Origin of the sequence: Fictibacillus sp. 23RED33 (assembly GCF_015903925.1) — a bacterium.
Taxonomy (GTDB): domain Bacteria; phylum Bacillota; class Bacilli; order Bacillales; family Fictibacillaceae; genus Fictibacillus; species Fictibacillus phosphorivorans.
In genome coordinates, this window is sequence record NZ_JACZDX010000013.1 from 1 (window position 1) to 24,034 (window position 24,034).

25 protein-coding genes and 1 tRNA gene are annotated in these 24,034 nt (G+C 41.5%); all 26 read right to left on the minus strand.

Annotation, left to right across the window (positions count from 1 at the left end):
- Positions 1-381: 381 nt before the first annotated feature.
- The 26 genes from lysS to IHV09_RS21350 all read right to left on the minus strand — a co-directional run bounded on the left by lysS (position 382) and on the right by IHV09_RS21350 (position 24,018).
- Positions 382-1,875 carry a lysine--tRNA ligase gene (gene lysS / locus IHV09_RS21225; protein ID WP_197265414.1) on the minus strand — a complete coding sequence of 498 codons (1,494 nt, stop codon included), beginning with the start codon at positions 1,873-1,875 and terminating at the stop codon, positions 382-384.
- 17 nt (positions 1,876-1,892) lie between these two features.
- Positions 1,893-2,306 carry a GreA/GreB family elongation factor gene (locus tag IHV09_RS21230; RefSeq protein WP_197265415.1) on the minus strand — a complete coding sequence of 138 codons (414 nt, stop codon included), beginning with the start codon at positions 2,304-2,306 and terminating at the stop codon, positions 1,893-1,895.
- Positions 2,307-2,411: 105 nt separating this feature from the next.
- Complete coding sequence (gene dusB, locus IHV09_RS21235) at positions 2,412-3,398, minus strand: tRNA dihydrouridine synthase DusB (RefSeq protein ID WP_255520121.1); 987 nt, start codon at positions 3,396-3,398, stop codon at positions 2,412-2,414.
- A 46-nt stretch (positions 3,399-3,444) separates the two neighbouring features.
- Positions 3,445-3,642 carry a helix-turn-helix domain-containing protein gene (locus IHV09_RS21240; RefSeq protein WP_197134406.1) on the minus strand — a complete coding sequence of 66 codons (198 nt, stop codon included), beginning with the start codon at positions 3,640-3,642 and terminating at the stop codon, positions 3,445-3,447.
- A complete protein-coding gene (gene folK / locus IHV09_RS21245) occupies positions 3,594-4,127 on the minus strand; it encodes a 2-amino-4-hydroxy-6-hydroxymethyldihydropteridine diphosphokinase (RefSeq protein WP_197265416.1) in 534 nt (177 codons plus the stop codon). Before folK ends, IHV09_RS21240 begins: the two co-directional genes overlap by 49 nt.
- Positions 4,128-4,490: a dihydroneopterin aldolase gene (gene folB, locus IHV09_RS21250; RefSeq protein WP_197265417.1), complete on the minus strand. Its 363-nt coding sequence runs from the start codon at positions 4,488-4,490 to the stop codon at positions 4,128-4,130.
- Positions 4,483-5,328 carry a dihydropteroate synthase gene (gene folP / locus IHV09_RS21255; protein ID WP_370569017.1) on the minus strand — a complete coding sequence of 282 codons (846 nt, stop codon included), beginning with the start codon at positions 5,326-5,328 and terminating at the stop codon, positions 4,483-4,485. The genes folB and folP overlap by 8 nt, the downstream gene beginning before the upstream one ends.
- Before the next feature lie 34 nt (positions 5,329-5,362).
- Positions 5,363-6,211 (minus strand): aminodeoxychorismate lyase, encoded by an 849-nt coding sequence (pabC, locus tag IHV09_RS21260; protein ID WP_197265419.1) that lies wholly within the window; start codon positions 6,209-6,211, stop codon positions 5,363-5,365.
- Positions 6,196-6,792, minus strand: coding sequence for an aminodeoxychorismate/anthranilate synthase component II (gene pabA / locus IHV09_RS21265; RefSeq protein ID WP_197192206.1), 597 nt, complete (start codon positions 6,790-6,792; stop codon positions 6,196-6,198). The genes pabC and pabA overlap by 16 nt, the downstream gene beginning before the upstream one ends.
- A gap of 28 nt (positions 6,793-6,820) precedes the next feature.
- Positions 6,821-8,245 (minus strand): anthranilate synthase component I family protein, encoded by a 1,425-nt coding sequence (locus IHV09_RS21270; protein WP_197265430.1) that lies wholly within the window; start codon positions 8,243-8,245, stop codon positions 6,821-6,823.
- A 296-nt stretch (positions 8,246-8,541) separates the two neighbouring features.
- The gene (cysK, locus tag IHV09_RS21275; protein WP_137792152.1) at positions 8,542-9,468 is read right to left on the minus strand and encodes a cysteine synthase A; all 927 of its coding nucleotides are present in this window, start codon (positions 9,466-9,468) and stop codon (positions 8,542-8,544) included.
- Between the two features lie 157 nt (positions 9,469-9,625).
- Positions 9,626-10,510 (minus strand): Hsp33 family molecular chaperone HslO, encoded by an 885-nt coding sequence (gene hslO / locus IHV09_RS21280; RefSeq protein ID WP_197192205.1) that lies wholly within the window; start codon positions 10,508-10,510, stop codon positions 9,626-9,628.
- Between the two features lie 13 nt (positions 10,511-10,523).
- On the minus strand, positions 10,524-11,294 hold the full coding sequence (locus tag IHV09_RS21285; protein WP_197134426.1) for a type III pantothenate kinase: 771 nt from the start codon (positions 11,292-11,294) through the stop codon (positions 10,524-10,526).
- Between the two features lie 634 nt (positions 11,295-11,928).
- The gene (gene ftsH, locus IHV09_RS21290) at positions 11,929-13,833 is read right to left on the minus strand and encodes an ATP-dependent zinc metalloprotease FtsH (protein WP_197134428.1); all 1,905 of its coding nucleotides are present in this window, start codon (positions 13,831-13,833) and stop codon (positions 11,929-11,931) included.
- 42 nt (positions 13,834-13,875) lie between these two features.
- Entirely contained in the window at positions 13,876-14,421 is a 546-nt protein-coding gene (hpt, locus tag IHV09_RS21295) for a hypoxanthine phosphoribosyltransferase (RefSeq protein ID WP_137792156.1), read from the minus strand.
- 21 nt (positions 14,422-14,442) lie between these two features.
- Positions 14,443-15,828 carry a tRNA lysidine(34) synthetase TilS gene (tilS, locus tag IHV09_RS21300; RefSeq protein ID WP_370569018.1) on the minus strand — a complete coding sequence of 462 codons (1,386 nt, stop codon included), beginning with the start codon at positions 15,826-15,828 and terminating at the stop codon, positions 14,443-14,445.
- A 342-nt stretch (positions 15,829-16,170) separates the two neighbouring features.
- Positions 16,171-17,142, minus strand: coding sequence for a serine/threonine protein kinase (locus tag IHV09_RS21305; protein WP_197134445.1), 972 nt, complete (start codon positions 17,140-17,142; stop codon positions 16,171-16,173).
- Complete coding sequence (locus tag IHV09_RS21310; protein ID WP_197134447.1) at positions 17,105-17,857, minus strand: vWA domain-containing protein; 753 nt, start codon at positions 17,855-17,857, stop codon at positions 17,105-17,107. The genes IHV09_RS21305 and IHV09_RS21310 overlap by 38 nt, the downstream gene beginning before the upstream one ends.
- Before the next feature lie 285 nt (positions 17,858-18,142).
- Positions 18,143-20,638, minus strand: a complete 2,496-nt coding sequence (gene spoIIE / locus IHV09_RS21315; RefSeq protein WP_197134449.1) for a stage II sporulation protein E — start codon at positions 20,636-20,638, stop codon at positions 18,143-18,145.
- A 323-nt stretch (positions 20,639-20,961) separates the two neighbouring features.
- Positions 20,962-21,038, minus strand: a tRNA-Met gene (locus tag IHV09_RS21320).
- A gap of 441 nt (positions 21,039-21,479) precedes the next feature.
- A complete protein-coding gene (locus IHV09_RS21325) occupies positions 21,480-21,923 on the minus strand; it encodes a S1 domain-containing RNA-binding protein (RefSeq protein ID WP_066390538.1) in 444 nt (147 codons plus the stop codon).
- Between the two features lie 91 nt (positions 21,924-22,014).
- Entirely contained in the window at positions 22,015-22,374 is a 360-nt protein-coding gene (locus tag IHV09_RS21330) for an FtsB family cell division protein (protein ID WP_197134451.1), read from the minus strand.
- Between the two features lie 20 nt (positions 22,375-22,394).
- Complete coding sequence (gene yabQ / locus IHV09_RS21335; RefSeq protein WP_197134453.1) at positions 22,395-22,994, minus strand: spore cortex biosynthesis protein YabQ; 600 nt, start codon at positions 22,992-22,994, stop codon at positions 22,395-22,397.
- A complete protein-coding gene (gene yabP / locus IHV09_RS21340; protein ID WP_066390532.1) occupies positions 22,991-23,299 on the minus strand; it encodes a sporulation protein YabP in 309 nt (102 codons plus the stop codon). The genes yabQ and yabP overlap by 4 nt, the downstream gene beginning before the upstream one ends.
- Before the next feature lie 177 nt (positions 23,300-23,476).
- On the minus strand, positions 23,477-23,743 hold the full coding sequence (locus IHV09_RS21345; protein ID WP_066390530.1) for an RNA-binding S4 domain-containing protein: 267 nt from the start codon (positions 23,741-23,743) through the stop codon (positions 23,477-23,479).
- Between the two features lie 2 nt (positions 23,744-23,745).
- The gene (locus IHV09_RS21350) at positions 23,746-24,018 is read right to left on the minus strand and encodes an HU family DNA-binding protein (protein WP_066238167.1); all 273 of its coding nucleotides are present in this window, start codon (positions 24,016-24,018) and stop codon (positions 23,746-23,748) included.
- Between the last annotated feature and the right edge of the window lie 16 nt (positions 24,019-24,034).

Below are 24,034 nucleotides of genomic sequence, written 5' to 3' on the forward strand. Positions count from 1 at the left end.
GTTTTTGTTAGCCGCTCGTTTTGGCGACTTCATTAGGTTACCATGTCGCAACCCTCGTTGTCAACAGCTTTTTTCAAAAACTTTTAATCGTTTATGTGAAGCTCATCAACATGTCAGTATTCCTTGCGACGAAGAATAATATACCATCATTTTCGCTCTTGTACAATAGTTTTACCGAAAAAAAGATAACTTTTATTTAGCTGTTTTTCAAGGGTTTACAGCATGTACAAGATACAGCGCTCAAATCACTTTTTAATACAAGATATAGTAAGATGATAACCCTTGAATCACACCCTAATTATGATACTCGTTTTCCGAATTCCTATTCCTACTTCCTCATAAAACCAAAAAGCCAGCACAGTGCTGGCTTTTTGATCTTAACTATTTCTCAGAATGACGCATTTGCGGGAATAATAGTACGTCACGAATAGATGGTGAGTTTGTTAACAGCATCACTAGACGATCGATTCCGATTCCTAGTCCACCTGTAGGAGGCATACCGTATTCAAGTGCTTCTACAAAGTCTTCATCCATCATATGCGCTTCATCATTACCTTCAGCGCGTTCTTTTAATTGTTCTTCGAAACGCTCACGCTGATCAATCGGGTCGTTTAGCTCAGAGAATGCATTCGCATGCTCACGGCCAACGATAAATAGTTCAAATCGATCAGTAAAGCGAGGATCTTCAGGATTCTTCTTCGCTAAAGGTGAGATTGCAACTGGGTGACCGTACACGAATGTAGGTTGAATCAGTTTTTCTTCTACAAAGTGCTCAAAGAATTCATTTACAACATGACCGTAAGACATGTTCTCTTTTACAGGTACATTATGTTCTTTAGCTAGAGCGCGCGCTTCTTCATCAGTCATTTCTGGCCAGAAGTCTACGCCAGCTGCTTCTTTTATCGCATCGACCATGTGTACTCTTTTCCAACGCGGCTTAAGATCTACTTCATAATCTCCATAAGTTACAGTTGTTGTGCCTAAGACATCTTCTGCGATGTGTGCGACTAAATTCTCCGTTAATTCCATGATATCAAGGTAATCTGCATATGCTTCATACAGCTCGATCATCGTAAATTCAGGATTATGACGAGTTGATACTCCTTCATTACGGAATACACGGCCGATTTCATACACTTTCTCTAGTCCACCCACGATAAGGCGCTTAAGGTGAAGCTCGATTGCGATTCGCATGTAAAGCTCCATATCAAGTGCATTATGATGCGTGATGAATGGTCGAGCTGAAGCTCCTCCAGGGATTGAATGCATAGTTGGTGTTTCTACTTCTAGATAACCATTGTCGTCTAAATAACGGCGCATAGAACGAATGATTTTAGAACGAGAAATAAACGTATCTTTTACTTCCGGGTTCATGATCAGATCTACATAACGTTGACGGTAGCGCTGTTCAACATCTTTTAGTCCATGAAACTTATCAGGCAGTGGACGCAGGGATTTTGTTAGTAACTGAAAGTCCTTCGCTTTAATAGAAAGTTCTCCTACTTTCGTTTTAAAGACAAGTCCTGTTACGCCTACCCAGTCACCGATATCAATCGTATTGAATAGTTCGTATTGCTCATCACCAACAGCATCCAATCTTACATAGATCTGAATCTTTCCAGACAAGTCTTGAATGTGAGCAAATCCAGCTTTCCCTTTTCCGCGTTTTGTCATGATACGACCCGCTAGAGTTACTGAGATCTCTTCATTATCAAGTTCTTCTTTTTCTTTTTCTCCGTATTCAGAAACAAGATCCGCTGCAGTATGTGTACGGTCGAACTTTGTACCGAAAGGATCTACTCCTTTTTCAGTTAATGCAGCTAATTTTTCTCTTCTAACACGAAGCAAGTCATTTAATTCTACTTCTTGGCTCATGGGAACACTCCTAGCTTTTAGCAGTTTTGAATATCAAGTATGGTATAAGATAAATCTTCGCCGAAAGGAACAGTAACAGTAAATGTCGCGTGTACAGTTTTTCCAATCGCAGCTTTCGCAATGAGAGACTGAACAGAAATCATATTTTCGCGGGGATCAGCTTCAAAAGGATGTACGATCGTATAGGTGTACCGTTCTTTGTAAACTGTATCTTCTATAGTAATGGTTGAGCCGGGTTCTACATTGTAACCCGGTTCCCTAACCATTGGCCATGTGACAGATTGAGCTAAAATATCTATTATCTCAGACACCCGCTTATGAATGAATTCTTTTTCTGACGTGTTTCGGCATTCCTTTTTACGTTTTGATAGGTATTGTAGTTCTTTTTCTAGATTCCTAGTGCCTTCTTGGGTGAGTTTGAGCATAGCCATAAGCTATTCCTCCTCCATTATAATAAAAAACACCGGATGCTGAATCTGTTGTATTTAAGCAAACAACAGCCAGTCATCTGATGATCTGGCTGTATGTTGCTAGTGTTAGCTGATTTTTTGTATTTCTTCTAATTGATCTACATAACCAAACAATAGTTTACTCATTTCTTCACGAGTAGTCATCTGGTTGATCTCATTTCGAACAGAACCCGTTTGAGGCAGGCCTTTAAGATACCAAGCTGCATGCTTTCTCATCTCTCTCGCAGCAACATCTTCACCTTTAAGGTCGATTAAACGATCCATATGAAGCATGCAGATGTTCATCTTTTCACGAGCAGTAGGTTCAGGTGCGATGATTCCGTTCTCTAAATATTGAACGGTGCGATAAAGCATCCACGGGTTACCAAGTGCAGCTCTTCCGATCATAACTCCGTCTACTCCATATTGATCCATGCGGTCTTTCGCTTCTTGAGGGGAAGAGATATCACCATTACCGATAACCGGAATAGATACATTCTTCTTCACTTCACCGATGATGTCCCAATCCGCTACTCCTTCATACATCTGAACACGCGTACGGCCATGTACAGCAACAGCGGCTCCTCCGGCACGTTCAACTGCTTGAGCATTTTTAACAGCATAGATATGATCTTCATCCCAACCGATACGCATTTTAACAGTTACCGGTTTTTGAACAGCATCAACCGTAGCCGCTACCATCTCATAAATCTTGTCTGGGTCCAGCAACCACTTTGCTCCCGCATCACATTTTGTGATTTTCGGAACCGGGCATCCCATATTGATATCTATAATGTCTGCGTTCGTATTTTTATCTACGTATTTAGCCGCAGCAACTAAAGATTCACGTTCTCCTCCAAAGATCTGCAGGCTAAGTGGTTTTTCACGTTCATCTACATAAAGCATCTTTAAAGATCTTTCGTTCTCATGGAGAATCCCTTTGTCACTTACCATTTCTGCGCAAACGAGCCCGGCACCGAACTCTTTTGCGATCAAACGGAAAGCAGGATTACACACACCAGCCATCGGTGCTAGAACTACTGGATTCTTCAAAGTAATATCTCCGATTTTCAAGTTAACGATCACCTCGTTCCTTTTACTGTCTTTATATATCGATTACTTATTGTAATTCTTCTACGTTAATGCTGAATTGATCTGCTATTCTTTTAAGCAAATCTCCTTTAGGCTTTCGGCTGCCCCTTTCCACCTCACCAAGAACCGAAACTGAGATTCCGATGTCTTTAGCAAGCTGTTCTTGGGTATAACCTTTTAACTTTCTGAACGCACGGATGCGTCTTCCCAGTCGGTCTTCTTCCATATGCGTACACCTTCTTTATCTCTTTGTTCGCAAAGGACTTGATGTAACGAAATTGAATTCTCCGGGTAAATATCATCTGGAGCAATTTCACTTAGAGGTATGAGAACAAACGCCCTTTCAAGCATACGTGGATGCGGAATGGTTAACTCTTCCGTCTGTATACTTACACTATTATACAATAAAATGTCAAGGTCTATTGTTCGCGGTCCCCATTTTTGAACCCTTTTCCGGTTTAGTTTCGTCTCTACGTCTTGCAGTTTACTCAAAAGTGCCTGTGGAGAAAGGGAGGTTTTGAGTTTTAATGCTAAATTTAAGAATAATGGCTGATCAGTCACACCTACTGGATCTGTCTCGTAGATCGAAGAAACAGATTCAATACTTATGCCGGCAAACTCTTCTAATAGAGAAATGGCTTGTTTCAGCAACCCTTCTCTATCTCCCATATTGGAACCGACAGATAGATAAGCAATGTTGTTACCGACCATCTATACACGTCCCCTTGTGATCTCAACGGCTACCGATTCATAATGCCCAGGAATCGGAGGATCTGGTTTGATCACTCTGACCATCACTTCGTCAACCATAGTAAACTTTCCAAGTATAGAAGCAGAGATCGCTTCCGCCAATGTTTCTAAAAGCTTGACCGACTCACCTTCTACGATTTCTTTAACAGCTCCGTACACTTCTCCATAGTTGACTGTATTGTCTAGTTCATCGGACAGTCCCGCTTGAGAAAGGTCCATTGATAATACTACGTCCACATTAAAACGCTGTCCAAGCTTTTGCTCTTCGTTAAACACACCGTGATAGCCATAAAACTTCATACCGTTCACATACATTTTATCCATGAGACACCGCTCCTTTTTTGAGCATGATGTCCATCATCTTTGTCATTCTGCTCATTTCTTTTACATCATGAACACGAACGATCGAACAACCACGTTCAATACCGAGACAAACTGTCGCACCTGTTCCTTCCACGCGCTCTTCCACTGGCAGATCGAGGGCCTTGCCGATCATCGATTTACGTGAAGTTCCTAATAAAACAGGATAGCCCATCTGAACAATTTCATTCAGTCTTCTAATCGTTTCAAGGTTTTGTTCGAACGTTTTCACAAAACCAACACCTGGATCTAGGATGATATTGTCAGGATTAACGCCTGCCTTCACCGTAATCGCAATACTATGCTCTAAATCTGCAATTACATCCGGCATGAATTCTTGGTAGTTCGTATCAAAACGATTATGCATGAGGACGACTGGAACATTCGTCTCGGCCATCACACCTGGCATATCCGGATCAAATTTGGCTCCCCACACATCGTTGATGATATGAGCACCTGCTTTTATCGCTTGATAGGCAGTTTCTGCTTTATACGTATCAATCGACAACGGAACGTTCACTTCTTTTCTTAATGCTTCTATCACAGGAATCACACGTTCCAACTCTTGTTCGAGCGGAACTTTATCTGCACCCGGCCGAGTAGATTCTCCACCGATATCAATCATATCAGCGCCGTCTTTCACCATCTGCTTCGCGTGATGGATTGCCTGTTCGATTCGGTTGTGATGCCCGCCATCCGAAAATGAATCCGGAGTTACATTAAGAATACCCATCACATATGTTTTTTTTGAAAAATCAAGTACGTACTCACCGCAGTTCATTTTTTGCTGCTTTAGCATCATTTCGTGCATGGAGGATCTATCCTTTCAAAAAACATCAAATACTTCTATATTGTTTCTTCGTATGTTTCATGTAGAGTTCCCTAAACTTCTGATACATTTCACCTTCAGCTCCAGAGAACGTTGTATCTTGAAAATGACTGACTGGAACGAGCTCTTGTATCGAGTTTGTCAGGAATACTTCATCGGCTTCCGTTAAGGTCTCTATATTATAATTCCCCGTTTCTAGAGGAATGTTCAACAGTTTAGAAGCGTGCATGACCCATTTTCTTGTAATCCCCTCTAAAATCCCAGTGGACGTGTGAGGGGTAAAGAGCATGTTATCTTTGTACCAAAAAAGGTTCGATACTGTCCCTTCACTGATATAGCCTTCTCGAGTCAGGAAAATGCCTTCTTGATTCATGTTAGAAAGCTCTCTTTTGCCCAAGATACTGTTTAAATAATGATGAGACTTCAGCCGCTTTTCACCTTCTGGCGTATTCCGTTTCGTCTTGAGTTGAACCAACTCTTTTTCGGCTACTGCATTAGTTTTCATGAGAGGCTTTGTATACAGAATAACAACAGGTTTCATATATGGCTCCGTCTGCAATCCGATATCACCCACGCCAGCTGATACGTTCAGTCTAAAATAAGCGTCATCCATCTTATTTTTAGCTAGAAGCGTACTCACCATCTCAATAACAGTGTCTGAATCTATAACAAGATCAATATTTAATTCGTTCAACGCTTCACGCAACCGGTTCAAGTGTTCGTCGATTAAAAAAGGAAAACCATCATAGGTTCTGAATGTTTCAAACGCCCCTAAGCCATACATGAAGCCATGATCATACGGTGAGATCATAGCATCATCTTTGGAAACCAATTTTCCGTTTAAATAGATGTACATGAAACTTCCTTGCCTTTATAGTAATCAATAAAATTTCTAAGCAATTTCTTTCCGTCTTCCGTTAGTATGGACTCCGGATGATATTGAACGCCTTCGATCGGCAGCTCTTTATGGCGAATCCCCATGATTTCTCCTTCACTTGTCCAAGAAGAAATCTCAAAGCAATCAGGCAGTGTTTCTCTTTTTACGATCAATGAATGATAGCGTGTTGCCGGGAACTCTTGCGGAAGCCCGTTATATACCGTTTTTCCATCATGAAGGACAGGGGACACCTTACCGTGCATCAATCGCTCTGCACGCACCACATCTCCGCCGAATACTTGCGCGATCGACTGATGACCTAAGCAAACTCCGAAAATGGGAATCTTCCCTGCAAATTGGGAGATCGCTTCTAGGGAGATACCTGCTTCATTCGGAGAACATGGTCCCGGAGAAATCATTAAGAAATCCGGATTCAATTGCTCGATCTCCTGAATCGTTATCTCATCGTTTCGTTTTACGACAAGCTCCTCACCCATCTCACCTAAATACTGAACGAGGTTGTACGTAAAAGAATCGTAGTTATCAATCATTAAAATCATCTCGTCTCTTCTCCTCTCATGTGCTGTCTTATACCAATATTGACCCGAGCTCACTCTGCTCTTTGGCACGCCACAGCGCCTCTGCTTTTTTTAAACTCTCCTTGTACTCACTTTCAGGTATGGAGTCAATAACGATACCCGCACCCGCTTGAACGTGTGCAGTTTCATTTTGACATACCATCGTCCGAATTGCGATATTCATTTCCGTATCGCCGTTAAAACCAATCCATCCAATACTTCCAGTGTATACACCTCTTCGAACGGGTTCTAATTCTTCAATGATCTCCATCGTTCTCACTTTTGGAGCACCCGTGATCGTACCACCTGGGAATGTCGCTTTGATGCAATCAAACGCATCAAATTCTGGCCGTAATGTGCCCACTACATTCGAGACAATATGCATCACGTGTGAATACCTTTCGATCACCATGAACTCATCGACATTTACGCTGCCATAAACCGAAACTTTTCCAAGATCGTTTCGTTCAAGATCGACGAGCATCACATGTTCAGCTCGTTCTTTTTCATTTTGGATCAGCGTATTTGCAAGCTCGATATCCTCTTCCTCTGTTCTGCCACGCGGCCGTGTTCCCGCTATCGGACGCGTGCTGATCAGGTCACCCTTTTTCTTTACTAAAAGTTCAGGTGAAGCACTAACTAGCTGGAAGTCTGGTGTTTCTAAGTAACTCATATATGGAGATGGGTTGATTCTTCTCAATTCTTCATAAATGTTTAAAGGAGTTGTTCGTAGAGCCTTTGACTGACGAACAGAAAGATTCACTTGGAACACATCGCCATCAGAAATATATCGTTTAATCTTTTTAACCGCGTCTACAAAAACATCTTCTGTCATTGAAACGTGTTTAAAATCTTCAATTGAATAGTTCTGAATTTCTTCATCACTGTCTGAAGCTGAAGATAACGGGGTTTCCCACATTTCTCTATATGCACGAAGCTTGTCTATGCTGTAAGAATCATCCTTGTTCTCAGTTAAGGTTACAATCCATAACATACTCGATTCATGTTCATAAACGAACACATCTCTAAACAGCAAGAAGTATAAATCCGGAAGACCTAGATCATCTTCTGATGTAACGGGCAGTTTTTCAAACTCGCGCGTCAGATCATAACTTAAGTAACCGATTGCTCCTCCAGTAAAGTCAGGCAACCCTTCAACTCGCTCCACATCAAAACCTTTGAACCAGTTCTGAAACTGCTCATATATAGGCCCTTTTAAAACAGTCGAGCCTTCATCTGTTTTTATTGTTAATACATCTTGTTTTCCAGTGACTTCGGCAAACGGAGAAAGTCCGATAATGCTATACTTTCCTGTTCTCCCGCTCTCCAGCAAAACGTGGCGAGGTTCAGTTGCCGCTAATGATTTATATTTGTAAAACCACTCTTCTTTAGATAGAGGTATACATGAATGCATGACATGCCATTTTTTGTTCATCCCCATATGGTCACTCTCCCAAAAATCTTCTGCTTACATTGTACATGAGGTGTTTCACTTTGGCACACCTTTCTCCCAATTTCCTGCATTTACATGGGTATTATCTCCACTTCGAAAGTCTTTAGGAATGATGACCTTGTGCAGTAAGGAAAAAATGAGAATTGTTTTAGAAAAAGCTCTGTAAGAGAGTAAACCAACTAATGGAGCAATGTTGAGGACTTAAACACCAAATTTCTTAGCCCTATACCCCAAACATAATAAAAAAGCCCCCCAAAAAGGGAGGCTCATTTAAGGAATTAGTCTTCAAATTGGTATAGCGGCGTACTTAAGTAACGTTCCCCGTTACTTGGGATGATGGCTAATACCTTTTTGCCTTTTCCAAGCTTTTTAGCGACTTTTAACGCTGCTGATATGGCTGCACCCGAAGAGATACCGCCTAAAAGCCCTTCTTCACGCGCTGCTTTTCTCGCCCATTCGAAAGCTTCATCGTTTGAGATGGTTAGCACTTCATCATAGATGTCTGTTTTTAGAATATCCGGCACAAAACCTGCACCGATTCCTTGAATCTTGTGCGGTCCTGGTTTACCGCCAGATAATACAGGAGAATCAGTTGGTTCTACCGCATAGATCTTGATGTCTGGGTATTTCTCTTTTAAAACCTGACCTGCACCTGTAATTGTTCCACCCGTGCCGATTCCAGAAACGAACGCATCGAGTCCGTCTGGGAATTGTGAGACGATCTCTTGACCAGTCGTGTTTCGATGAATAGCAGGGTTCGCTTCATTCTTAAACTGTTGTGGCATGAAGTAGCCTTTTTCTTTCGCTAGTTCTTCTGCTTTTCTAATCGCTCCGCCCATTCCCTCTGGTCCAGGAGTCAGTACAAGATCCGCTCCATAAGCTCTCAAAAGGTTTCTTCTTTCTAAACTCATCGTTTCAGGCATGACAAGAACTGTTTTGTATCCTTTTGCTGCAGCAACCATCGCTAAACCAATTCCTGTGTTGCCACTAGTAGGTTCAACAATCGTATCTTCTGGTTTCAATTTTCCGCTTTTCTCTGCATCTTCAATCATCGCTAATGCGATACGGTCTTTCACACTGCTTCCCGGGTTCATGAACTCTAACTTTAGGTAAACATCTGCCATATCCTCTGATGTGATGCGATTCAATTTCACTACAGGTGTTTGACCGATCAGATCTGTTATCGATTGTGCCACTCTTGCCATTTGCCATCACTCCTAAAACCGAGTATTTTTATTGGATTAATTGTAGCAACCCTGGAAATACTCTGTCAATTTTATTGCATACGTAGATCGTCTATTACCATGGTACGCAGATATTTTTATTTCATGTATAAAACAAAACCCGGAGAAAAGTCCGGGTTTACGCTTTTGCTTGATCAAGCAAGGTTTGAAGTTCTTCTTTTGTAAAGATATAAGTGGCGTTACAGAATTGACAGTTCGTTTCTGCTTGGCCATCTTCTTCTATAATATCTGAGATTTCTTGTTCACCCAGACTTACGATCGCCTGTCCAAAGCGCTCATGTGAGCACGTGCACTGAAAACGTACCGGGGATTTCTCAAGGATTTGGACTTGATCTTCTCCTAAAAGCTCAAATAAGATTTCTTCTGGTGTCATTCCTTTTTCGATCAATCGAGAAATCGGAGGAATCGCGTTGATTCTTTCTTCAAGTAAATCAACGATTGCATCCGAAGCATTCGGCATCACTTGTACGATAAAACCGCCTGACGCCTTGATCGAATTATCCGGATTCACGAGAACACCAACACCTACTGCAGAAGGTACTTGTTCTGAAGAAGCAAAGTAATACGTGAAGTCCTCTCCTAGTTCACCTGAAACCATCGGCACTTGTCCTGTGAATTTTTCGCGCATTCCGATATCTTTTAGAACTGATAAGTATCCTTCTTTTCCTACCGCTCTTGCTACATCCAGCTTTCCTTTGCTGTTCAGTTCAAAGTGAGTATGCGGATTCGTTACATAACCACGTGTCTCACCTTTTGTATTGCTGTCTACGATGATTACTCCGATTGGTCCGCCGCCTTCAACCTTCACCGTTATGCTGTTGTTCTCACCCTTTAACATCATACCCATCATGGTCGATGCAGTCATCGCTCTTCCTAAAGCAGCCGAAGCTGTCGGCCATGTGTCATGTCTTCTCTGTCCTTCACTTACCATCTCAGTAGAAGAGATTGCATAAGCGCGGATCTGCCCGTCATACGCAAGGGCCTTTATTAAATAATCATTCATTAAAACTCACCCTTTAACCATTCTTATTTTTATCGTATATCATTAATAAACCTTTTAATGTTAAAAATGGATCAACATGATCGATCACGTTGCTTTCCGCTGCAATTAAGTTTGCAAGTCCTCCGGTCGCAATTACTTTCGGTTCAACCTCAGACTGTTCTTTCATTCTTTTTACAATACCCTCTACTTGTCCTACATATCCATATAGAATACCTGCTTGCATAGCGTTAACCGTGTTCTTCCCGATCACACCTTCAGGCTTAGCGATCTCTATACGCGGCAACTTTGCCGCTTTCGTATAAAGAGCTTCTGTAGAGATATTTATTCCAGGCGCGATCGCTCCACCCATATACTGTTTGTTTTCATTGATATAACAATACGTAGTAGCTGTCCCGAAATCAACGATGATCAGTGGTGCATCATATTCATGAATAGCAGCAACTGCGTTAACAATCCGATCGGCTCCAACTTCTCTTGGGTTTTCATACTTAATATTAAGACCCGTTTTAATTCCAGGTCCCACCACTAATGGACGCTGGTTAAAATATTTCACACACATGCGTTCTAAGGCAAACATGATTGGTGGTACGACTGAAGATATAATGATTCCTTCAATCTGTTCTTTATGGATATTAACGTGACGGAACAGATCGAGTATCAGCATGCCATACTCATCCTCTGTTTTTTCACGTGATGTATGAATTCTCCAATGATGCTTCAGTTCATCATTCTCGTAGAGTCCTAAAACAATATTCGTATTTCCGACATCAAACACAAAAATCATGGAATTTGTCCCCGCTTCTTATCTTAAGTTTCTATAATAGTTATAACACAAAACGTATAGGAGTAAAGCAAGGCGGCTTATTGGGAATTTTTCGCTTATTCAACGGGTTGTTGAAAGTGGTTGATTTCCGTTACAGGTACTCGCTTTCCGCGGGGCAGGCGGTGAGCCACATTCGTACGTTTCACGTATAAGTGTCTCACCCGCCCACCTGTCCCGCAGGAGTCTCGCACCCTACACTCCAATCAACCTGCCAGTGGAGGAAAAGAACAAAATAATTCAAAATACCCGTTATCTCCCAGTAGTCTCAAAACTTCCACTCCTATAAGCTTGTCAATGAAGATAAAGAACAAAACAAACGAAAATCATAAGAGCTAAACCTTTTTTAAAATGCTGTTTTTCTATAGTGTTGTTGCTTTTTGATGTTTTAATATTATCTCTTCATTGACAAGTTGATTGTAGAGTAAGGTTGACGACTCCTACGGGACGAGCGGTCAGGTGGAGACTCCTAATGGCGCAAAGCGGCAGGAGGCTCACCGTTCGCCCCGTGGAAAGCGTGCAACCTGGAGCGGAAATCAACTACTTTCACAATCAATACAAAAAAGGACACCTCATCACTGAGGCGTCCTTTTAGAAATTAATCTTGTTTTGGCTCTTCATCTTTTTTGTTAAGTGTCACTTTAACATCATCAGATGGGTTAGAAATCGTTTTTCTGTCAGGTAGTTTACCTGTTTTAACGAGTTCTTTGATTTGTTCTTCATCAAGCGTTTCTACAGTTAGCAATGTTTGCGCGATGATTTCTAACTTAGAATTGTGCTCAGTAAGGATCTGACGGCAACGCTCGTAAGATTCTTTAATGATACGCTGAACTTCTAAATCAATTTCATGCGCGATTGCATCACTATAGTTTTGCTCGTTATTGAAGTCTCTTCCTAAGAAGACTTGACCGCCTTGTGATGAACCGAACTGCATCGGCCCTAGGCGTTCACTCATACCAAACTCTGTTACCATGCGGCGAGCGATTCCAGTCGCACGCTGGAAGTCATTATGAGCTCCTGTACTAACTTCCTTGAACGTGATCTCTTCAGCCACACGGCCTCCAAGAAGTCCAACGATCTTATCTTCTAATTCAGGTTTTGTCATAAAGTAACGATCTTCTTTCGGAAGCATTACTGTGTAACCACCTGCTTGACCACGAGGGACAACGGTAACTTTATGAACAGTGTCTGCTCCTTCAAGAACTAAACCGATAACAGTGTGACCCGCTTCATGATAAGCAACAATGTTCTTTTCTTTTTCAGAAATCACACGGCTCTTTTTCGCAGGTCCTGCAATAACACGGTCGATCGCTTCATCAACGTCATCCATATCGATCTTCTTCTTATTCGTACGAGCCGCTACTAAAGCAGCTTCATTCAATAAGTTTTCTAGATCTGCACCAGAGAAACCTGGAGTGCGCATCGCGATCGTTTTCAAGTTAACATCTTCTGCAAGCGGCTTGTTGCGCGCATGCACTTGAAGTACTTCTTCACGTCCTTTTACATCTGGGCGGTTAACCGGAATCTGACGGTCAAAACGTCCCGGACGAAGAAGGGCTGGATCTAGAATATCAGCACGGTTGGTAGCTGCGATAATGATAATTCCTTCATTAGCACCGAAACCATCCATTTCAACTAGCAATTGGTTAAGTGTCTGCTCACGCTCGTCATGACCTCCGCCAAGACCAGCTCCACGCTGACGACCTACCGCATCAATCTCATCGATAAAGATGATACAAGGTGCGTTTTTCTTAGCATTTTCAAACAAGTCACGAACACGTGATGCACCGACACCGACGAACATCTCAACGAAATCAGAACCTGAGATCGAGAAGAACGGAACGCCAGCTTCTCCAGCTACTGCACGTGCAAGAAGTGTTTTACCAGTACCCGGAGGTCCTACTAAAAGAACACCTTTTGGAATACGCGCACCTAAAGCAGAGAATTTACGCGGATCTTTTAAGAATTCTACAACTTCAACTAGCTCTTGTTTTTCTTCATCTGCACCAGCTACGTCTTTAAACGTAACCTTTTTCTTTTCTTCGTTGTAAAGTTTTGCTTTACTCTTACCAAAGTTCATTACTCGGCTTCCGCCGCCTTGTGCTTGGTTAAGCAAGAAGAAGAATAAGATAAAGATAATGACAAACGGAATTATTGAGGTGAAGAACGTCACCCAGCCACTCGTCTGTTCTTGCTGTTTAAATTCTACGTTTGATGAATCAGCAAGCTTTTCAATCTCAGCCAGTGTGTTGCCAGTCAGCGGAGCATTCGTTTGGAATACTTCTCCTTCTTTAGCTCCTTCAAGCTGGCCGCGGACAACATATACGCCACCCTCAGGCTGGTAAACGATGCTTTCCACTTTGCCTGATTCGATGTACTTAGTCAGCTGATCATAACGAATTTCTTTGACTTCGTTGTTGTTGCCGTTAAAAAAGCTGACAACCCCAACCACAACTAAAAAGATTAATAAATAAAATATAGTATTACGGAAGATGCGATTCATTCCTTACCTCCTTAGGCGAACAATCAAATCTTATGCGGTTTTTTAGTCTTTCTTTTCGTAGATCTCTGGCTTTAAAACGCCAATGTAAGGCAAGTTACGGTATCTCTCGATGTAGTCCAACCCATAACCAACAACAAAAGCATCAGGAACGATGAAGCCAGCAAGATCTGGAGCGATATCAACCTTACGTCCTGTAGGCTTATCCAGTAAAGTTACGATCTTAACCGATTTCGCTTTACGCGCCTTAAACAGTTGAACGAGATAACTGAGCGTTAAACCACTGTCAATAATATCTTCTACAATGATAACGTCTCGACCTTCTAAGGAAGTATCTAAATCTTTAACAATTTTAACTTGACCAGAAGAAACGGTAGATGCACCATAGCTGGACACTGCCATTAAATCGATCTCAAGATGGATATCCATACGTTTGATCAAGTCTGCCATAAAAGGTAGAGCACCCTTTAAAACCCCGACCACCAATGGAAAGCGTTCCTTATATTCCACAGAAAGCTCTTTTCCAAGTTCTTTAATCTTGTTTTGAATAGCTTCTTCGGAAATAAGTGTTTCTAAAATTTCATCATGCATGTTCAACAAGCCTCCTAGACGTCATGGCGATTTTTTATGAAAGCGTAGGATAACCCAAAGTTCTGATGGATTTATTTGATGACGTCTAATGTGTTTTAGCTCCGGAAGCCAAATAATCTTACCGTTTGCATCAACAACAACCGGCCAAACGTTTCTTTCTTCCTGCGGCACTTTAGCATCAATAAATATATCTTTTAATTTCCGAGAACCGACGCCGGCAATCGCCATCCGGTCACCTGGTTTTCGGGTGCGAACTCGTAACGGGAGATCTACCTCTTTCATTGAAAACACAAAAACATCTTTTCCTCTTTGTAGAGCGGGTTCACAATCTGTTATTTCAGCAGTTATACGTCCATTCGGCAGTTCTACATAACCGGGCAGCTCTAGTGAAAAGTCATATGACTCTTCCTCATTTTTGACGACGATATGCTCAAAACTTAACAAACATCTGTCATAAGTTCGGCTGACAACTAAACCTGACGGAAAATGCAACATTCCGGATGGATGCTCACTTCCGAGCAAACTAAGAAAGTTTTCCTTATGTACAGAGGAAAGAGATGAAGGATTAATTTTATACAGATAGTTCAATATTAGTGTAATCCCTCTTTTTTGTAAAGGAATAGGCATCTTGTTAAAAGCGGATACAGATAACTCTATTTTCCCCTCTGTTTGCCTGATTAAAACCTTTTCTAACTCTATTTCAGCCAGTTTCAATATATACGCTTCATCTTCTGAAATAGTTTCACTTAAATACTGAAATCTTTCATGCACGTTAGGGTTTTCTTGTTTTAAAAAAGGCAGAATTTTTTTTCTGAAACGATTTCGAACATATTTGTCACTTTCATTGCTCGAATCATAAACAGGAAACAGGTTTTCTACTTTACAATAATGCTCGATTTGGTCTTTTGTTATTCCTAAAAAAGGACGAATTATTTTACCGGTAGCAAACGGCCGTTTCACAGGAATCCCTGCTGCACTAAAACCTTCGCTGCCCCTCGTCATTCTCATGAGCATCGTTTCCACTTGGTCATCACCATGGTGCGCCAATGCAAGCGCTTCTGCATGATGTTCTGTCATCACTTTTTCAAAAAAGTTGTACCGACAGATTCTAGCGGCGTTTTGTAAGGACAGGCTATGTTCTTTTTGAAACCTTGCAACATCCGCACTGTCACTTTCAAAAATGATATCTCGTTCGTCACAAAAACTTTTAACAAACGCAACTTCTGATGCCGACTCGTCGCCCCTTAAGCGATGGTCGAACGAAGCTGCAACGATCTTGATTTTGTAATACGAAGACCTTCTCCATAAAAAATGAAGCAATGCCAAAGAATCTGGTCCTCCGGAAACACCGATCACAACAGTTTGGGCGGCTGAAAGAAGCTGGTGTCTTTTAATAAAATTCTCCACTTCCTGCAACGTAAACCGCTCCTTCATTTCCGTTTTTTAATAAGGCTTGTTTTCGTTGGACTTGTTAACCCAAAAGAATAGGCTGAATATAAATATTCTTCTCTGTTAGGTCGTTCATTTGGTCTCTTTAAAAACAAGTCGATTGAAGTGCAAGGTGTGAGACTCCTGGGGGATCAGCGGGACAGGTGAGACTCTGAACAGCGCAATAGCGCTAAGAGGCTCAACGCACGCCCCCCGGAAAGCGAGCAACCTGTAACGGAAAGCAACCACTTCCAAGAGCAACGAAGTTCTACGAAAATGCCTTTTAAAATCATAACAAAGAATTGCAGGAACGAACACTATTTACATCGTTTGACCGAGCATGTAAAAAAAGTACACAACAAAAACAAACGTGAATACTAAAAATGTTTCTACGATAAAGCTGCTTTTCTTTTTCTTTTGCGCTTGTCTTGATGCAGGTTTTTGCGTCGAATTCCTATGCGCTTGAGGAGTTTTCGCTTTATCGTTAGCGTTCAACAAAAGTACAAGCTCGTTTCTCATCTCTTCTGCATATCGGTATTTTCCGTTCCATGCTTTTTGTAAGATAGGTGCATACGGTTTAAGCATTGGACTGCCTGCAATTTTGGCTTGAAACTGTTTATCAGCATCTCCATTTTTCGTAAATCGGGAAGGATAAGCTAAATTCACCATCACCATGCCAGCTGAAAATAAATCATACGATGGCTCGGCTTTTCTCGTTCCTTTCCCCCAATATCCTCGATCATAGAATTCGGTATATTCTTTGATCGATCTGTCCATTACCGTTGTTCCTCCGACATCGATCCAGCGAATTCGGTAAGGAGGGCCCGTCACAAGAAGGTTGTCTGGCTTTAAGTCACCGAACGCCCATCCCGCTTGATGAAGCGTATGCAGATCCGTAAGCAGCTGTACGAGAAGGATTCCAGCCCATTCCGGAGATTTTGTCTTCATAAAGTCAAAGAGCGTCTCTCCTTTTAAATATTCCATCGCATAAAAAGGGTATGTGGTACTTTGCGTTACCCAGTCATCCACATCGATTAAAGAAGGTCCAAGGACTTTCCCCTGGACCTTAGAAAAACGCTTCAGTACATTTACTTCAGATGTGATCGACATCTGATCATGTCCGATCTTAAGAGCAACCACTCCTCGATCTGAATCAGCTAAATAGACGGCACCTGTTGCTCCATAACCTAAACGGCGCCGAATCCGATATCTGGAGTGATTCCACTTACCGCGTATTTCTTCACCAGCAACTAAGTTACATACCGGACTCGTTCGAATATCCTGGGGCATCATCGGACAAGAATCTCCTTTTTGACGATCGTTTACGACCAAAAGCCGCTATAGCTTCTTTTATAGCTGGACCTGTCGGTGTGATCCCGCCAAGTGATATCTTTGAAAATGTTTTACCGATCGATTCTAGTTTAGAAGACCAACTTAAAAGTTCTTCTGCCTCTGTTCTCTTGCCCGGAAAAACATAGAGTGCAAACTCGTTATCTCCAATTCTCGAGTTCAACGAGATAGACAGATCAAGCAGAGACTCTTGAACCGTTAACATCTTGTCTTCCATGGATCCTGAAGCATCAATCAAAACTAAGATCTCAAGGTTCATGGTCTCTCCCATCTCATCGACAACTTCAATAACTTCTCCTCGTTTGTCTGGAGGGAGGTCTTCCATCGAAGACTGACTTCCAAGTATCTGTTGCAGCTCTGCATTTACAACACCTTTTATCGTTTGAGCCATCGCTTTTTGAGTCACCATCTTAACCGTATGTGCGAGTTGTTTCGTATAAACAACCTGACTGATTCCACCGCCTGCCATGGCGATCTCTTCCACTTCTTTTAGACCTTGTCTATGATACTCAGGTGCATTCTCATTCAGTACGCCAATTACATTCACAGCTATTCCTTGTTCGTTAGCAAGTGCCGCCATTGCGATCGGATCTTCACCTTGGTTCGAGCACCCATCTGTAATAAGCAAAATTTGACGCAGCGTTCCTTTGTTTCGCATAACGCTAACCCCTCTCAAGTACGAATTTTAACTATTACCATCTTCGTCAAGAAAGCGGTGGTTTATACGCAGAGAACCCCGCGAAACATAATCACTAAAGGAAGTCGGATTGTGAATACTGTCTACTTTTACATAAATACTGTCCAGTCTTCCCCATTTACTGTCCACTTGTTGAATTTTACTGTCCACTTTTGCCAAAATACTGTCCACTTACAACAGCAAGGGACTACAAACAAAAAAGACCGTTCTTTTTCACATAAAAGAACGGCCTCTTATTCTCATAAACTATTGAGCTTTCTTCCGATTGATCGCGACTTTCGGATATTGAGGAACAGTTGCCCACTTTGGAATGTTCTTTTCAATCTTCGTCACAGCGACCGTCATGTCATCCTCGATCCCGTTATTCCCTGAACGAATCACTTCTTCCATGATGATATCTGCTATCTCTTGCGGGTCTTCGGTGTCGATCTCTCTGATCTTACGCTTTAGCCAAGCATCGATATTCTCGATATGACGGGGAGCTTCGTAGATTCCGTCACTCATCATAATGAGTATATCTCCCGCTTTTAGCTGTTCATCGACAACGTCTACATCAAAATCTCGAATGATGCCCATCGGAAGGTTGCTTGCTTCGACTGTCTTGATCTGGTCTCCTCGTTTAATAAAACTTGGTGTCGAACCGATCTTTAAGAACTTAGCAGATGCATCTTGCAGATCGATCATCGCAAGGTCTAGTGTTGAGAAGATTTCATCTGTCGTACGTAAGGAGAGCACAGAGTTAACTGACTTAATAGCCACTTCTTCTTCAATACCAGACTGAAGAATTTTTTGCAGAAGCTGCAGCGTTTCATTGCTTTCGATGAACGCTCGTTCTCCGTTACCCATTCCATCTGCAATGGCAACAGCAAATTTTCCAGCACCGATCTCTATCGTCGAATGGCTATCCCCCGAAAGCCATGCCCCGCCTTTAGCTGCTGAAGCAATTCCTGTCTCAACCACATATTCTCGCGCTGAATGAAAGGATAGATGACAGAAGCCAGTCGGATAGTTCGCGCAATCTTCATGCGTCACGAGAATCGTCTCTTCCAAAATGTCAGATAAGATCGGTGCGATCAGCTTCTCAGCGATTCCCGAACCATTGCAAGAAGGAATCGTCATTTCAATATCGACATTAGATGTTTCAAGACTGTAAATATCCACGTGACCTATATCAATTCCAGCTTGAGCAAGAGAGTCTTTGATCTGCTCTTCTTGAATTTGATGGTTTGCTTGTTCACGTTGGATCTCTTTTGCAAAATCACCCATCACTTGTGAAACACCCATCAGTTGATCTGCGACTAACCGACGGCTTTCTTGAACTTGTATCTTCAATTTTTGAGAAGCTCGATATTGCGTTAGTTCTTTTTTCATTAAGTCGGTTATCTTTTCTGGCTTGATACAATGCTTTTCCCATTCTCGCTTTAATTTTCGATCCTTAATATCACTATAATCTTCTTGTTCCACCATGAGCCTTGTCATAAGGTCGTAAGTCGTTGTGAAATTCTGCGCCCAGCATTGTTCCTTCTTAAAACAAGTCTGGCACGTTTTCTCTGTAATATTACTTAAGAAAAGATCCACCTCGCGCGTACTATCCTCCTCATTTAAAGAAGAACCGACAGATTGGAACGAATGTGAGAGCGCTTGGAAAAGGCTTGAGAATCGTTCAACGCGACTCGCGGTAACATCGCGAATCTTCTTCAAATATTGCTGTTGGTGCATGGAATGTTCTCTTGTACCTGGTACATATTTTGAAATATTGCTGATTGCCGTCTTCGGTGTTAACAAGAAGAGCAGAACAGCAAATCCTGATTCCATCAATGTAGATGTAATCTCAGATCTTCCTTCACCATACAAACCGATCATGACGGTTCCGATTATAAGCCCGAGACTTACACCGAATCGTTTCCCCTCTTTCAAAAGTCCGCCGAGAAGACCAGAAAATGCTAGTAAACTCATCTGAGACAAGCTTGCTACTTGTGCGAGGCTCAGGATAAGACCTGTCACGACACCAACAGTAGAACCGATCGCTGCTCCTCCTACAAAGGCGAACAGCAACACTAAGTAACGCGAAACAACATGTTCTACGGCAACGTCATTGATCTGCCAGCCGATCGTCCCAGTCATGACAGAAGCAAGAAGGATCATCAAGCAGACAATCTCTTCATTTTTTAATGATTGTGGAATCTTTTTATTCGTTAATAGCGGTATGCTTTGAAGAAAGATTAACGTAAGGACTAAGCTTAAGCCTCCTTCAACTAACGCAAGCATCGTATCGACCCGCTCTAATCCTCCTTCACCAAACATGGAGAACACGGTTCGCGTGATTAGTGAAGAACCGAAAACCAATAGGGGAAGACTTTGCATCCGATTCTTTATGAATAGATCTGCTCCTTTTTGAAGGCTTGCATAGACGAGTAATGCACTAATAAAAAACAAAGCGTTCATCGGTTGGTGTGACATCGCTCCTGCCAAAATGGCAAAGACAGCAATGCCTGTCCGCTCTTTTCTCAAAACGAACACACTAGCCGCAAAAGGTAAAGCAAATGGAGACATCTCAGCTAGAATCATAGCTCGTCCTAACAAAAAACCAATTCCAAACAACAGCATTCTCCAGTTAAAAATGCTCTGGTTCAAAATCTGAAGCCATCTCTTACTCGTCTTCGTTACCGCCTGCTGGCTCTTTTCTACCCATACCATTCCTCTAATCGGTTCGAGTACTTCTTGTTCCACCTTTTGCCACATCCCATACACCACCCGTTTCCAATTTGTGTAACCATTATAAACAGGTTTAGAACAAAGATTTTGTCAAAAGAGCAGTTAAGGTTTTAAAAACTTATCGACGGACTTCTCCACTATTTCACGAAAGAAGAGCAAAAGCGGACAACATTTTTACAAAAAGAGAAAAGGAAGTTTCATTTTTGAAGTTATTAAGGAGAATTATGAAGAAAAAAATAAAAGGATAGATGTTTAAAAAGTTATTGAAGGGAAGCAAATAAACAAAATAAAAAAGAGCACCCGCTAGCGGATGCTCTTGTACGTTTGTATGTAGATGTCAAAATTAAAAATGGTAGCGGCGGAGGGAGTCGAACCCACGACCTCACGGGTATGAACCGTACGCTCTAGCCAGCTGAGCTACACCGCCATTTGTAAAAGACACAAGTAGTATATTACATCTATACGACCACTCTGTCAACGGTTCTTTGAAAATTTGTCGAAAAAGTTTTTTGGCTTGGTATTTAAAGAACTGATTAGTTACGCTTTGTTGATGAGGTAGTTGACTTCCGCTCCAGGCTGCTCGCTTTCCGCGGGGCAGGCGGTGAGCCACATTTGTACGTTTCACTCTTAAGTGTCTCACCTGCCCGCCTGTCCCGCAGGAGTCTCGCACCTTACACTCCAGTCAACTTTCAAAGATGACAAGATATTTTTAGCAACAGATTTCCGAAAAAACTTTTGTTCTTTAGCAATGCAAAATAAACGACAGTAACTTGATTCTAAAGAATGATAAAAATAAAAAAGCACTCTATTCTTGAAGAATAGAGTGCTAGCCATATATATAGATGAATGAGCATTAAAAATGCAACAATTATCCTCTTCGGCCGCCGCGGCCACCTCTTTTTGATTCAGTACTACGCTTTAAAGTAGTGAGTCGATCTTCACTATCTTTAAGGAATTTGTTCATCTTATCCTCAAAAGACAATGCCGTTGAATGGTTGTTACCGCCTCGGTTAGGACCTTTGCGAGATTTGTTAAATCCGCCTCTTGCAGGAGCTGGTCTACTAGCAGATGCAACATTTTCTTTTGCTTTCTTGATAGATAAACCGATCTTCCCGTCCTTTTCGACGCTCATAACCTTAACTTCGACTTGATCACCAACTTTAAGAAATTCGTTGATGTCCTTTACGTAATTATCCGCAACTTCGCTAATATGCACGAGTCCTGTTGTACCCCCTGGCAGCTCTACAAACGCTCCAAAATGAGTAATCCCAGTAACTTTACCTTGCAACTTGCTGCCTACTTCAATTGACATGCAAAAAATGCTCCTCCTTAAAAAATCTCCTAAGATATCATTACTTATTATACAATCGAAAAAATCTGCGTGTCAATCTACGCTTAATGCTTTATTCTGGAAGTTTAAAGATTGTTTCACCAGGTTTTGACATAAAAAAGTCGCGTCTGGCGATTTCTCCAATGTATTCTTCGTCTTTTAGTTTATTCACTTCATCTTTAAGTTGTGACTTTTCTTCCAAAAGAGCTTTGTATTCGTCACTTAACTCTTGTTGTTCCATCTGTTTTTCATTTAAAAGGGAGAGCTGTTCTGCAATACCCGTAATAATTAAAAAAGCAAAAAAGGAAAATACGATAAAAGCCCCCGTTAAGCGCCTGTATAAACCACGCTTACGCTTAGCGATCACTTGCTCATGACGCTCTTTATTCTGGATGTATTGTGAGTGAATCTCTGTTATTTTTTTCTGGCGCATTTGTTCGCTGTTCCCCTCCTTTACTTCTTTTTTCCCTTCCAATTGCTGACTTTATTCTTCGCAGAAATTAAAAACCCTGCAAATTTTAAATATTTCTCTTTTAAATTATACCATTTTTGCTTTGGTATGAAACGCCATATGAGTCTTCCAACCCACTTAAAAGGAGAAAAAAGAATCATGAATAGTACCATAATAATTTTTCGCAAGATGTTAAGTACATATAAAAGAATTGCGGATATGAGCATAATTAACCATTTTATCGGCATAACGATTAAAGAGTTAAGCAAACGGTATAAAAAACGAAAAAGTGATGCAACCGCTGAGACCATCCACTCAAGTATCTTTTTATAGATTCGTTCAAAGAGCGCTCGGTACGCCGCATATCCACAAATAAGAGCAATAAAAATATAAAATCGAATCTCCGCGTGGTTCACGTGCAGAAGAACGTAAAAGACCAGCAAAGCCTGTACCAGCCAAAACATCAGATCGTTAAAAAAATGAAGCCAATGCCACTTTCGTTTTTCATGAATGAATCGGCTGTACGTATCGACAGACATCCCGATCCAGATTCCCATGAAAACCATAGAAAGCATAGTTTCAAACTGTACAGTTAAGGTCATTTGAACAGTTTGCCGAAGAAGCCTTTAGTCTTTTCGCCTGTCTGCTGGTCCAGGTAAACGAGGTCGAATACTTTGCCTTCAATATTTACAACACCTGACTCCACATCAAGATTCTTCATCTTCAAGTTTGTCCCGCGGATCGCTAAAAAGCCCATCGTTGTTTCAAGCAAAAACTCTTCATTATCAAAGCTTTCAACTTGCTTAACACCCGTGATCTCTAAATTCTTTCTTCCTATCATTCTTACATCGTGATTTGGTGTGCTCACTTTTTGATTATATCCATTCAGATCATATCGTTGGTCCATACATTCCCCTCCTCTATTCCATACAAATGTATGAGACAAGAGTAGAGAATAGAACAAGCTGTATGGATTGCTTTGCTGAAAAACAACCCCTTCAATTCTGCTTGTTAAATGACAATGATTCGTAAGTGATCCAAATTTTTCGCAAAAAAAGAAAAGAACCTGAAAAAATCAGGTTCTTTACTCAGTCGTTTCGATGCGGTTTTCTTCGAGGACAGTATACATGTTATCCGCGTCCTCTTTTTTTGTCGTATCTTTGAGCTCGTTAATCTTAACTTTTACGAGCTTTTGACCAAAACGGATCGCAAGCTCGTCCCCTACTTTTACATCAGAGGAAGCCTTCGCCTGCAAACCGTTAATGGAGATACGACCTTGATCTGAAATCTCTTTCGCCACGGTTCTCCGTTTGATCAGGCGCGAGACTTTCAGAAATTTATCTAAGCGCATGCTTACTTAACAGCTTCTTTCAGCTTGTTTCCTGCTTTAAATGCCGGAACAGTCGCTGCTGGAATTTGAATTTCTTTACCTGTTTGAGGGTTGCGGCCAGTACGGCTAGAACGCTCACGAGTTTCGAAAGTTCCAAATCCAACAAACTGTACTTTGTCTCCGTCTTTTAGAGCAGAAGTAATTTCATCGATTACGCCATTAACGACTGTTTCTACGTCTTTCTTAGTAAGTCCTGACTTTTCTGAGATATTTGTTACCAATTCATTTTTGTTCATTTTAATTACCTCCTAA

Bases quoted from the DNA above. Each gene is read 5' to 3' on its own strand.
- lysS (WP_197265414.1), bottom strand. From the start codon at position 1,875: ATGAGCCAAGAAGTAGAATTAAATGACTTGCTTCGTGTTAGAAGAGAA.
- IHV09_RS21230 (WP_197265415.1), bottom strand. From the start codon at position 2,306: ATGGCTATGCTCAAACTCACCCAAGAAGGCACTAGGAATCTAGAAAAA.
- IHV09_RS21240 (WP_197134406.1), bottom strand. From the start codon at position 3,642: ATGGAAGAAGACCGACTGGGAAGACGCATCCGTGCGTTCAGAAAGTTA.
- folK (WP_197265416.1), bottom strand. From the start codon at position 4,127: ATGGTCGGTAACAACATTGCTTATCTATCTGTCGGTTCCAATATGGGA.
- folB (WP_197265417.1), bottom strand. From the start codon at position 4,490: ATGGATAAAATGTATGTGAACGGTATGAAGTTTTATGGCTATCACGGT.
- folP (WP_370569017.1), bottom strand. From the start codon at position 5,328: ATGATGCTAAAGCAGCAAAAAATGAACTGCGGTGAGTACGTACTTGAT.
- pabC (WP_197265419.1), bottom strand. From the start codon at position 6,211: ATGTACATCTATTTAAACGGAAAATTGGTTTCCAAAGATGATGCTATG.
- pabA (WP_197192206.1), bottom strand. From the start codon at position 6,792: ATGATTTTAATGATTGATAACTACGATTCTTTTACGTACAACCTCGTT.
- IHV09_RS21270 (WP_197265430.1), bottom strand. From the start codon at position 8,245: ATGAACAAAAAATGGCATGTCATGCATTCATGTATACCTCTATCTAAA.
- cysK (WP_137792152.1), bottom strand. From the start codon at position 9,468: ATGGCAAGAGTGGCACAATCGATAACAGATCTGATCGGTCAAACACCT.
- hslO (WP_197192205.1), bottom strand. From the start codon at position 10,510: ATGAATGATTATTTAATAAAGGCCCTTGCGTATGACGGGCAGATCCGC.
- IHV09_RS21285 (WP_197134426.1), bottom strand. From the start codon at position 11,294: ATGATTTTTGTGTTTGATGTCGGAAATACGAATATTGTTTTAGGACTC.
- ftsH (WP_197134428.1), bottom strand. From the start codon at position 13,833: ATGAATCGCATCTTCCGTAATACTATATTTTATTTATTAATCTTTTTA.
- hpt (WP_137792156.1), bottom strand. From the start codon at position 14,421: ATGCATGATGAAATTTTAGAAACACTTATTTCCGAAGAAGCTATTCAA.
- IHV09_RS21305 (WP_197134445.1), bottom strand. From the start codon at position 17,142: ATGATGCCCCAGGATATTCGAACGAGTCCGGTATGTAACTTAGTTGCT.
- IHV09_RS21310 (WP_197134447.1), bottom strand. From the start codon at position 17,857: ATGCGAAACAAAGGAACGCTGCGTCAAATTTTGCTTATTACAGATGGG.
- spoIIE (WP_197134449.1), bottom strand. From the start codon at position 20,638: ATGTGGCAAAAGGTGGAACAAGAAGTACTCGAACCGATTAGAGGAATG.
- IHV09_RS21325 (WP_066390538.1), bottom strand. From the start codon at position 21,923: ATGTCAATTGAAGTAGGCAGCAAGTTGCAAGGTAAAGTTACTGGGATT.
- IHV09_RS21330 (WP_197134451.1), bottom strand. From the start codon at position 22,374: ATGCGCCAGAAAAAAATAACAGAGATTCACTCACAATACATCCAGAAT.
- yabQ (WP_197134453.1), bottom strand. From the start codon at position 22,994: ATGACCTTAACTGTACAGTTTGAAACTATGCTTTCTATGGTTTTCATG.
- yabP (WP_066390532.1), bottom strand. From the start codon at position 23,299: ATGGACCAACGATATGATCTGAATGGATATAATCAAAAAGTGAGCACA.
- IHV09_RS21345 (WP_066390530.1), bottom strand. From the start codon at position 23,743: ATGCGCTTAGATAAATTTCTGAAAGTCTCGCGCCTGATCAAACGGAGA.
- IHV09_RS21350 (WP_066238167.1), bottom strand. From the start codon at position 24,018: ATGAACAAAAATGAATTGGTAACAAATATCTCAGAAAAGTCAGGACTT.